Below are 11297 nucleotides of genomic sequence, written 5' to 3' on the forward strand. Positions count from 1 at the left end.
GGGAGGAGTGGGAGGAGGGGGAGGAGTGGGAGAGGGGGAGGAGGGGGAGAGGGGGAGAGGGGGAGATAAAAAATATGAAGGTGTGGGGGAGAAGGAAGGTTGGATGGTATGATAATAGAAATTTAGTTTATTTATATTATGTCTAAGATGGGATAGGATAGGTGGGAAGAGATGAGAAAGGCGATAAATAGCCATCGAGATTTGGATATCTATCAGTTGGCTTTTGATGCGGCGATGGAAATTTTTGAAGTTTCAAAAAAGTTTCCCGTGGAAGAGCGATATGGACTAACCGACCAAATCAGACGTTCGTCGCGGTCTGTTTGTGCGAATTTGGTGGAGGCGTGGCGACGGCGGCGGTATCAAGCGGCTTTTGTGGCTAAGCTCAATGATTGCGAAACGGAAGCTGCTGAGACGCAGTTTTGGCTGGAAATGGCGGTTAAATGTCAATACCTAAATGCTTCCCAGGCGCGATCGCTCTACCAACAATACGAACGAATAATTGGTGGTTTGATTAAAATGATTCGCCATCCTTCCGATTGGCTTCTTAGTTAGTGGGAGAGGGGGAGGAGTGGGAGGAGGGGGAGGAGTGGGAGGAGGGGGAGGAGTGGGAGGAGTGGGAGGAGTGGGAGGAGTGGGAGGAGTGGGAGGAGTGGGAGGAGTGGGAGGAGTGGGAGGGAGTGGGAGGAGTGGGAGGAGTGGGAGGAGTGGGAGGAGTGGGAGGAGTGGGAGGAGTGGGAGGAGTGGGGAGAGGGGGAGAGGGGAGGGTTTGGGAAGAGGGAAAAACAGGGCAACCACGGGGGGATGGCCCCTACAAGGCATTGTGATATTTACCGGTGGGATTTGCGATCGCTGCCAACCTATATCTAGAAATCAAAATAAATATAAGGCAACGTATTCTCCGGAGAAAACAACCAAACCGCATATAAAAATAAGGGCACCAAAAACATCTTAATAGACCACTTCAACTGTAAACGAAGTCTCTGTTGGATAGCATAGGCCACCACCATCCCGATGCCCAACAATCCTAACAAAGAAACCAACTGCAAACGATCGAGCCCCAACGTCTCCACATATACCTTTTGCAAAAACTGAACGTCAGCCCCATAGCCCCACAAATGTGCCACCACCCAGCGAGATTGCTGCCACTCCGGGAGGCGGAAAAAGATCCATGCAAAAAATACCGTCGCCTGGGTCATCCCCCATCCCAAGCAAATCCCCGGCGGCGTCTGCCACCAAGCCTGCCAAATTCCAACTTTACGCGCGATCGCGTCGTTGATCCGATGGAGAGCCAATGCCCCACCATGAATGCTCCCCCAAATCAAAAATCCCGTAGGGTCGTTTTCCGGACCAACCCCACCATGCCACAACCCCGCCAGCAGCATGACCACAATCAAATTAACACAAGTACGCAGCAACCCCCGACGAGACCCCCCCAACGGAATATACAAATAATTGCGCAGCCACGCCCCCAATGTCATGTGCCAGCGACGCCAAAAATCTGCAATACTGGAACTCAAATAGGGAAAACGGAAATTTTGCGGCAGGGTAATCCCCAACAACATCGCACTACCCCGGGCAATATCCACATAACCGCTAAAATCCAAATACAGCTGCAACCCATAAGCAACCGTAGCCATCCACAAATCCGCACTTCCCGCCCGCTGCAAATTCTCAAACGTCAAATTGACATAAATCGCCAAGCGGTCTGCCAGAATCGCCTTTTTTATTGCCCCCGTAGCAATGGACCACAACCCTTCCACCACCATGGAACTGCGCGGCAAAAAACCCCGCTGGCGCAACTGCGGTTCCATCTCCCCATATCGGGTAATGGGTCCAGCTACCAACTTAGGAAAAAATAACTTATAAGCAGCAAACTTCAGAGGATTGCGACTGGGTGCCTCTCCGCGATACACATCCACCAAATAAGAAATAAACTCAAAACAGAAAAAACTCAGCCCCAACGGTGCCACCAGCGACCCCTGTAGCCAAGCTGCCTCCTCCCCCAAAAACGACCAACTTATCGCACTCCCCACCGATTCCCAAAAAAACGTGCCGTACTTGTACAAAAACAGCAACAACACATTCAACCCCACCCCCAAACTCAACAACCAAGTCTGGTGGCGGTGTCTTGCAGCCTCCTCCGAGATACCTTCCCCAGCATTCGCGATCGCTAGAGCTAAGGTAAAATTCAAAACCGTACTCACCAACAGCAGCGGCAAATATTGCCAATCCAAAGAAGCGTAAAAAGCCACACTCACCACCACCACCACCAACTGCCGCCACCACGACCAGGCAACCCCCCAGTACACGACAAAAACCGCCGCGAGAAAGCAAAAATATAGAATTGGTGCTGCTGAGAAGTTCATAGTGGGTTGCGTTGCTATGTAGGTTTATGTAGAAGCGTACGGAGCATCGGAAGTTTGGGAGTTGGGAAGATTAGGAGATTAGATTTAGAAAATCAAGTGTCTTCCACGCCCCGACCCCCCAGTTCCAACTTTCCGGAATCCACGCGATCGCTGCGAACAAAGTACCTACGAGACTATCTTAAAATGCACCCAATATGACTTCCGCACCAAAATCTTCCTGCCAACCCACAACCCCTCCAACTCCACAGCTTTCGCCGGAAGAACAAAAAGCGATCGCAGCGCAAGTGGAAACCGCGCTGTACAATAGCGACATCTTCCAGCGTACCACCGCCGCCCTGGAAAAATTGCCAGAGCGCAAACGGAAAGCCATCAAACATGCGATCGAAGTCAACTGCCGCCAAGCCATTCAGCTCGCTTGCCAGGAAATCGCCCAGCAATACACCTTAACCCCTGCCAACCAGGATAGCGACACCAGCGACAGCGACGACGACCCGGATTTGGACTTTGTACCTTCCCCCTACTTATCGCAAAGGTCTCCATCGGCTCAGTCAAACGTAACCCAGAACCAACCGTGGCCAAAAATTTCTCAAATCGCCGATCGCCTTTTGGGAAAAAACGACCCACCGGCAAACCCCCCCTCCTGCTCAAATGACAGTGCCGACAACCTTCCCACCACATTTGCAGGACGACTGCGACAAATCGGTCAAACTCTACAAAAAGCCAGAAAAGCGCGATCGCTTTCCCTCCAACAGCTCCACCACCAAACATTTATTCCCATTTATCAAATTCAAGCATTAGAAGCCGGCGAACTAGACAAGCTCCCGGAAGATATTTATATCCGTGGTTTTATTAGTCGCATTAGTAAAACTTTAGGTATAAATAGCGATTCCCTGCTCTCTTACTTGCCCAAATCTCCTAATAATGGAATTCCTTCTTGGCACGGTAAAGTTTCCTCGCAGGAAATCTCAGTAAATTCACCTTCCATGTATTTAGGATATGCTGCGGTGTTTGGCACTGCCTTAGGCAGCGTAGTCTGGCTGGCAGACAACACCCAAGCATCACCCCCCACCGCCGAACCCGACACCGAAACTATCCTATCCCCCTCTGCCAAACACAGCCCCAGCGATGCCACTGACGAGGTGGGCAATAATATGGCACCACCGGAGTGGGATTTGGGGAGATAGGGAGCGTAGGAGCATCGGGACATCGGGACATGGGAGACACAAATCATACCATTTCCTTAATAATCTGCAAGAGATAAGAGAGGCATTTTTGTAGGGGCGCAACGCGTGAGCGCCCCTGCCAGGGGAATTGGCCAATTCCATACAATTGTTGTTTTTCAGAAAAGGAACCATCTAGGGGTAGGCACAGGGGCGCTACCTCTAGGGGTAGGCACAGGGGCGCTACCTCTAGGGGTAGGCACAGGGGCGCTACCCCTACTCTTCCTCAGACACCCAAGGAACCATCGGATCTGCCGCCAGCTCCTGGGATACCCGGTAAGCCCCATAGCGGTTCAGATGGCTGGGGTCGGAAAAATACTTGTACTTGTTCGGCCAGAGCTGGGATAAATCTCGAAAGTGAAAGTCTCGTTCCATGGCTAAACGCAACATATGCTGCTGAAACTGTTTTTCGTAAGCACTGCGTACCGGATCTAAATATTGCTCTGTCAAAGGTAAATTCACAAAAACCAGTTTTATATCGTGCGCCTCCGTATAGTCAAGCAACCGCCGAGTAGCTTGCTGCTGTTCGCCGTCTAAAGAAAAATCTTGATAGTCTCGGTCATATTTCCCACTCACTTTTGGATGTTTTTCGTAATAAGTTTCCGGGTTAAAACGCACCTCAATGGGCAAAAACCCCGTAAAATCAAATTGATTGGTATCGACTGTGCGAGTTGGGTCTTCCGGTGGCGGTGTGGGCGTGGGGAGAAGGGATTGCCACGGTTGTGGTACTAGAGCGGTGTAGCCTTGGCGGAATCCTGCTTGCAGGTAAGCCAGCAGTTGCTCCCTGCGGTCGTAGGTTTGCGAGGTTGCCGCTAGCTGTTCCTGCAGCCATCGGTTGACCTCTTGGACAGAAGTATCTAAAGACAATTCCGGCGCGGTGGATTCCGGTTCTTGGGCAACTGGTTTGGGGTCGGGGCTGGGAATGGGGCGCGTATCGCTATTTGCCAGTTGCTGGTAGCCACGGGAAGCAGCAATAGCATTGTAGGTAATATCTTTGCGACCGCTGTTGAAAGCACGGGCACCATCCGCCCACACAACCAAATTCGGTACGTAGGCAACGGGTAACAACTCCCGCACCATAAAATCCACCACCTGCGCGGTAGCTCCATTGACAGCCATGTTGAAAACTCGGATATCTTCATAGCCCTGTTGCGCCAGTTCCGCACGCAAAACCGCCGGGTCTACCCCCCGCAAAGCCCGGGAACTTCCTACCACCAAGACATCAGGGGTGCCAAATTGCTGCAAGTACCGTTTGTACAGCGCCAGCTTCCGGTCTACTTGGGTCGCGTTGAAGGTGGGATAGTCTAGGGGAACCACGGGCTGGCAGTCGTCGCTAACTGGCTGGTCGGGCCAAAAATCGGGATGGCAAACGCTGCGTTTCGACCAGGTGGGGCTGCTTTTTTGGGTGAATTGGGAACGGTTGAAAATGTCTTCTTGGTTGGCTTTCTCATCGGATAGGCGAATTCCAGAAAAATCGAGGTTGGCGTTATCCCCATTTTCCAAGGATGGGTTGGGGGTGGGTGGGGACTGGGTAGCGTTGGTTTCCGATTCGCTGGCGGTGGGGACCAAAACGCCCAACCAGCGGTCGGCTTGGTAGGCAAGTAGCAAACTGAGGATGGTTGCTAGTAGAATGCCCAATTTGCTAGGAGAAACCGATTGCGGCAACAACAAGCCGGTTCCTAATAACAGGCGGGCCATCCATCCAGGGGTGGTTTCTGGCGCTGCAGTGGGGGCAGGTGCCGGGGCTGGGGCTGGTGTGGGAGCAGCAGTGACTGCTTGGGCAGCTTCGCGGGCAAACATGCTGGGATCTGGGGTTGGAGTTGGATCCCAACGGTATTTCCAAGCAGGCGATCGCATGCCGGAACGACGCCCGTATACCCGTATGCCTGCCAACTGGGGAATTTCCAACCCCGCTACGTACGCGGTAATGGCTGGGGCCACGCGATCGCGTTCGGGGGAAGTGGGGGCATCGACCATAATATGCAGCAGAGAGGACCGCCAGCGACAGCGTACCCGTACCCCGCCGGTAGCCAGCTTGCTATCCAAACTGGGGGTGAGCAGCCGTTCCAACAGAAAGGCCAGCGCAGTCGTATTGCCACCGCGCGCCTGTTCTTGGGCGGGTGGCACATCTGCCCGAGGCAAGTTGGTCCAATGCACCCACGCCGGCGCAGTGGCGGAATGGATGGCATTGTTGCTGGTACCACGGGCACCGTAGATGGTGGCGGCTTGAATGCCCGTGGGCGCGATTTTTTGTAAAGCTGGTACGATCCACTGTAGGGTCGCTGGTCGCATGGGAGGTGCCAACCCCTCAGCCCCCATTTGAGAAACGAAGATGTGCAGGGTGGTGCCTTTCACTTCTCCCCACACCTGCCAAGCACTGGAAGGGGCCGCCGCCAGTAGCAAGCGCGCGATCGCTTCTCCATCTCCCCAATACGCCCAGGTTTGCAAAATTTCCCTGGCTGGCCGCAGGTCTACCCATAGGGTCCAACCCGTTGCTCCCGACGTACGACGGGTTTCTAATGTATGGTATTGGATAATAGCATCCCGCGCTGTAGCCAGGGACCCTTCTACGGCAATCCCCCCCAGCGATCGCAAATGTCGGCTAATGGGGTCGGCGACCACTTCTGGGTCGGGGGAAGTTTTGGCCGTACAAACCAGCACCAACCGCTGCGGCGAAGCAGCATTGATGGTACCGTCGGCATGGGGCAGGGGTTTCCACCGTGCTGTTACCCGCAAACGTACCCCCAAACCAGCAAATCCCGTTTGCACGAAAGCCGCGATCGCTTCTAGATTGCCCTGGCGCGCCTGGTAAAATCCCTCGCGATCGCCCCTACCTGCCTCACTCTGATGGTTGTTCCCCCCTGGAGACCAATTGGGTACAGCCACTTCCAACTTCCAGGTATGGGCTTGCGGATCGGCAAGATTTTCCTGAGCAGGGAGTTGCTGGCGGTATCCGTAGAGCAAAATCCGTTCGATGGCAGCCGCCGCCTCTGGCAACTGCTGGTGTTGTCGACCCCAGCGCCATCCGTCGGTCAGCTGCCCCAGCATCCGTTCCACAGGAGGCGTGGGATACCCTTCCAGAAAAACTTCCAACTGGTTTGCTTGAAATTGCACTCGTATTTGCCGGGCAGGTACTTGTAGGGTTTGGCATACCCACTGTTGTAGGGCTCTATGGGCACGGGAGGGCGTGTCTGGATGGAGGTTTAACATGGGAAATTGGGCAACAGCATGTAGGACAAGTGAAACGAGCGAAGCCCGATTGAGATGGTAATGCGTACCGGCATGGGATATCTTTTCCCAAGATATAGCATATGGCTTGCTATAATAGGTGCCGCTACCACCTGGGAAAAGAACAGTTGGTTCGCCACCGACTCTCCCCCAGACTGTCAAGATTTCAGAAAAAAGTTAGCAAATGATGACATCCTCTAGCAGCAACCTGCCCGAAACCAATCCATCCCAGCCAGAAAATCAAGACCTCGCCGCGATCGCTGCCGAGTTTACCGACCTGGGACTGGCTGCAGCTACCATCCCCATGTTACTAGCTACGGCGGGAATACGTGCTGTGGAAAACTTCGCCAACGAGTTAGGAGAACTCAGCGAAGAAGCCTTTCGCGGCGATCGCCTGCCGATTTTGGAAGTTCCCCAGTCCTCGCAACCGGAGTGAGCGTACCCAGCGTACCCAGCGTGGGAGATCCAATTGGTTGTTCGATCCGATGCCCCCATGTCCCCACCTCCGATCCCGACTTTCAAAAAATCCAAAAATTGACCAAACAACCGCTTGCGATCGCGGACGTAGATGAGATACTAAAAGCATACAAGAAAACAATATAGTAGCCGCCAGGGAAGTACCGAGCTTCGCTGGCTGCCGTCAGGGAATTTCCATCGGTTGGCGATTGACGCAAGGTTGGGTTTGACCGTGGCGATTGCCAACCCCGCCAAATCAGGCAAACCACTCTTGCCTATTGGTAGAAAATTCCCCTTTGCAGTTAAGTATCGTCGAACCGCCTAGCGAACAGCAGGTTCATGTGGGAAGGGTATGCAGTTCTATAACGAAGCGATCGCCAATGCAACCAGCCATCAGCCACCAGAGTCGGGAATGACATTTCCCGCCACTTCATCCGAATTGTGGCTGCGTCGCCGCCTGAATTTGGTAGCTCAGCTATGGGAAGCGGTGCTACACCAAGAGTGCGGTGCCGATTTGGCCAGCCTTTTAAGCCAAATTCTGTCGATGAAGTCCCCGGAAGGGCAAGCTCCCGCCCAGATTTCCGAATCCCAAGCCATGCAAGTAGTGCAGCAGTTGGATATCAACGCCGCCATCCGCATGGCCCGCGCCTTTGCCCTATACTTCCAACTCATCAACATCGTCGAACAACACTACGAACAGCGGGAACAGCTGCGCGAAAGCCGCGCCGATACCTGGGCTACCCGCGAAACCAATACCAAGACCAACGGTTCGGACCATAGCAGCGACACCGAATCATTTCTGGGCAAGCTGGCGGCCCTCAACGAAGTGAAAAGCGTTGCTACCTCCGAGGCCAACCCCACCAGCCACAAATCAGACACCTTTCGCAAACTTCTCCCCAAATTGCGCCGCCTCAACGTACCGCCGCAACGCATCCAGCAGTTGCTCAATCGTTTGGACATCCGCCTCGTCTTTACCGCTCACCCCACCGAAATTGCCCGCCGGACCATTCGTACCAAGCAGCGGCGCATTGCTTACTTAATGAAGCGGTTGGACGAAGCGGAAGGCATTCCCGAATATAGCGGTAATAGCACCTCTTGGGAAGCAGAATCCCTCAAACAGCAACTGTGCGAAGAAATTGGGCTGTGGTGGCGTACCGACGAATTGCACCAGTTCAAACCGTCGGTATTGGACGAGGTGGAATATTCCCTGCACTACTTCAACGAAGTTCTATTTGATATCGCCCCGCAGCTTTACAAACGCCTGGAACAGGAAGTCAAAGCCAATTTTCCCAGTTTGGAACTGCCTGCCTACAATTTCTGCAAATTCGGTTCCTGGGTGGGGGCCGACCGCGACGGCAACCCTTCCGTTACCCCAGAAATTACCTGGCGGACCGCCTGCTACCAGCGCCACTTGGTGCTGGAAAAATACGAAAAATCCCTGCAAGAGTTGACCGAACTGCTCAGTTTGTCCCTGCACTGGAGCGACGTACTGCCAGAGCTGTTGGAATCGTTGGAAAAAGACCGCCTGCAAATGAGTGAAGTGTACGACCAACTGGCGATTCGCTACCGCCAGGAACCCTATCGGTTGAAACTTTGCTACATGCTGCAGCGGATTCAAAATACCAAAGAACGCAACTGGCGGCTGTACGAAGGCAGCAGCAGCACGGCCCAAGAAGGAAAACCCACCACCCAAGAAAATCCCCCACCCATCTACCGTTCCGGCGACGAGTTGCTGGAAGAACTGAACCTAATCCAGCGGTCCTTGCAGGAAACTGGGCTGGCTAGCAGCGAACTGGAAAAACTCATCAGCCAAGTGTCCATTTACGGATTTCACTTAGCCCATTTGGACATTCGCCAGGAATCTTCCCGCCACGAAGAAGCGATCGCGGAAATTGCTGAGTACCTGCAAATTCTCCCCAAACCTTACTCAGAACTTTCCGAAGCCGAACGCACCGAGTGGCTCACCGCAGAACTGCAAACCCGCCGTCCCCTAATTCCCCCGGAATTCCCCAGTTCCGAAACCACCCAAAAAATCATCGAAACCCTACGGGTGGTGCGCCGGCTGCAGCAAGAATTTGGGCTGCATATCTGCCATACCTACATCATTTCCATGTGTACCCAGGTCAGCGACATCCTGGAAGTCTTGCTGCTGGCAAAAGAAGCGGGGCTGTACGACCCAGTCAGCGGTTCCGGAACCCTGCACGTGGTGCCCTTGTTTGAAACCGTGGAAGACTTGAAGCGGGCACCTTCGGTGATGCAGCAACTCATGGACCTGCCCCTGTACCGTTCCCTGCTGCGCGGCGGTAAATCCCCAGATGTAGTTCCTCCCAACCCCATGACCCGGGATTTGCAGGAAGTGATGTTGGGCTACAGCGACAGCAACAAAGACTCCGGATTTCTCAGCAGCAACTGGGAAATTCACAAAGCCCAAAAATCCCTGCAAGCAGTTGTAGAACCCTACGGCGTCAACCTGCGCATCTTCCACGGTCGCGGCGGTTCCGTAGGGCGCGGCGGTGGTCCTGCCTACGAGGCGATTTTGGCCCAACCGGGCAACAGCATCGACGGTCGCATTAAAATTACCGAACAGGGAGAAGTGCTGGCTTCCAAATATTCCTTGCCCGATTTGGCCCTGTACAACTTGGAAATTATTAGTTCCGCCACTTTGGAAGCTAGCCTGTTGGGCAGCGGTTTCGACGACATCGAACCCTGGAACGAAATCATGGAAGAGCTGGCCGCGCGATCGCGACGGCACTATCGTGCTTTAATTTACGAACAGCCCGATTTTATCGACTTCTTTACCCAAGTCACCCCCATCGCCGAAATCAGCCAGCTGCAAATTTCCTCCCGCCCCGCCCGCCGTCGCAGCGGCAACCAAGACCTGAGCAGCCTGCGGGCCATTCCTTGGGTGTTTAGCTGGACCCAAACCCGCTTTTTGGTACCGGCATGGTACGGCGTGGGCACGGCGTTGCAGGAATTTCTGGAACAAGAACCAGAAGAACACATGAAACTGTTGCGCTATTTCTACCAAAAATGGCCCTTCTTCAAGATGGTTATCTCCAAGGTAGAAATGACCCTAGCCAAAGTAGACCTGCAAATTGCCCACCACTACGTCCGCGAACTGAGTTCCTCCGAGGACTATCCCCGGTTTTATGCCCTGTTCGAGCAAATTTCTGCCGAATACCAGCTCACCAAAAAACTGGTCCTCGACATTACCAAACACCAACGCTTGCTCGATGGCGACCCCAGCTTGCAGCGTTCGGTACAACTGCGCAATCGCACCATTATTCCCCTAGGACTGCTACAGGCTTCCTTACTGAAACGCCTACGCCAGTACGAAACCAACAGCGCCGCTGGCATGGTGCATTCACGCTACAGCAAGAGCGAACTCATCCGTGGGGCCTTGCTCACCATCAACGGCATTGCCGCAGGCATGCGCAATACTGGCTAGACTATTGCCTGGTTGGGATGGGAAGTGGCTGAGGGTGGGAGAGACCAAGCGCGGGAAGTTTAGGAAATTAATTTATCTCGATCTCCCCTGCCCTGATGCTCCCATGCCCCCACCCCCCCTCTTCCTACTAGATGGCGCTGACAAAAGGAAATGTTATTGTATAGGAGAGGACAAGCGATGGTCTTTTCTCCCGTACGCCTAGGCTTTGCCAGCAAACCGGCGCTTAAGGTGCCATCGCCACCAAATGCTTCTTGTTAACTTAATCGGCGGGAAGCCCCGCACTCTGCCGAAGGCAAGTGTCGGGATCGAAGCCGAGGCCATGGAGTGAAACGGAGTCGCCAAACTCTTTTTGCTATTCCTAGGAGCATTGCTATTTCCCTAAGCTATAATACATGCTTGTATTGACCTACTTATACCGGATTTACCCAGATCTGGAACCGGAACTCCAGATGCTTAATTGGCTGGAGACTTGCCGCCAGGTCTATAACCACGCGCTCGGGGAACGCAAAGACTGGATCGACAGTCGAAAGTGCCCGGTCAATGCTTGCAGTCTCCAGAAGGAATACATCATCCCAGCCG

General features: G+C 53.6%; 7 protein-coding genes. 5 read left to right on the forward strand and 2 right to left on the reverse strand.

Annotated elements, in window-relative coordinates:
• Positions 1–171: 171 nt before the first annotated feature.
• Positions 172–552: a four helix bundle protein gene (locus tag AS151_RS12910; protein WP_071517475.1), complete on the forward strand. Its 381-nt coding sequence runs from the start codon at positions 172–174 to the stop codon at positions 550–552.
• A 311-nt stretch (positions 553–863) separates the two neighbouring features.
• On the opposite strand, the gene AS151_RS12915 is transcribed toward AS151_RS12910, so the two are convergent.
• Positions 864–2366 carry an MBOAT family O-acyltransferase gene (locus AS151_RS12915; protein WP_071517476.1) on the reverse strand — a complete coding sequence of 501 codons (1503 nt, stop codon included), beginning with the start codon at positions 2364–2366 and terminating at the stop codon, positions 864–866.
• A gap of 194 nt (positions 2367–2560) precedes the next feature.
• Here AS151_RS12915 and AS151_RS12920 point away from each other — a divergent pair, with 194 nt between their 5' ends.
• Entirely contained in the window at positions 2561–3550 is a 990-nt protein-coding gene (locus AS151_RS12920) for a helix-turn-helix domain-containing protein (protein WP_071517477.1), read from the forward strand.
• Positions 3551–3802: 252 nt separating this feature from the next.
• Here AS151_RS12920 and AS151_RS12925 read toward each other — a convergent pair whose 3' ends face one another.
• The gene (locus AS151_RS12925; protein WP_084639568.1) at positions 3803–6796 is read right to left on the reverse strand and encodes a DUF1574 family protein; all 2994 of its coding nucleotides are present in this window, start codon (positions 6794–6796) and stop codon (positions 3803–3805) included.
• A gap of 202 nt (positions 6797–6998) precedes the next feature.
• On the opposite strand from AS151_RS12925, the gene AS151_RS12930 reads away from it, so the two are divergent.
• The 3 genes from AS151_RS12930 to AS151_RS20820 all read left to right on the forward strand — a co-directional run.
• Positions 6999–7250: a hypothetical protein gene (locus AS151_RS12930; protein ID WP_170861395.1), complete on the forward strand. Its 252-nt coding sequence runs from the start codon at positions 6999–7001 to the stop codon at positions 7248–7250.
• Positions 7251–7682: 432 nt separating this feature from the next.
• Positions 7683–10718 carry a phosphoenolpyruvate carboxylase gene (gene ppc, locus AS151_RS12935; protein ID WP_071517480.1) on the forward strand — a complete coding sequence of 1012 codons (3036 nt, stop codon included), beginning with the start codon at positions 7683–7685 and terminating at the stop codon, positions 10716–10718.
• A gap of 392 nt (positions 10719–11110) precedes the next feature.
• Positions 11111–11297 (forward strand): helix-turn-helix domain-containing protein (locus AS151_RS20820; protein ID WP_170861397.1); only part of this gene is annotated, 187 nt, incomplete at its 3' end.

It is taken from the genome of Geitlerinema sp. PCC 9228, assembly GCF_001870905.1.
Classification (GTDB): domain Bacteria; phylum Cyanobacteriota; class Cyanobacteriia; order Cyanobacteriales; family PCC-9228; genus PCC-9228.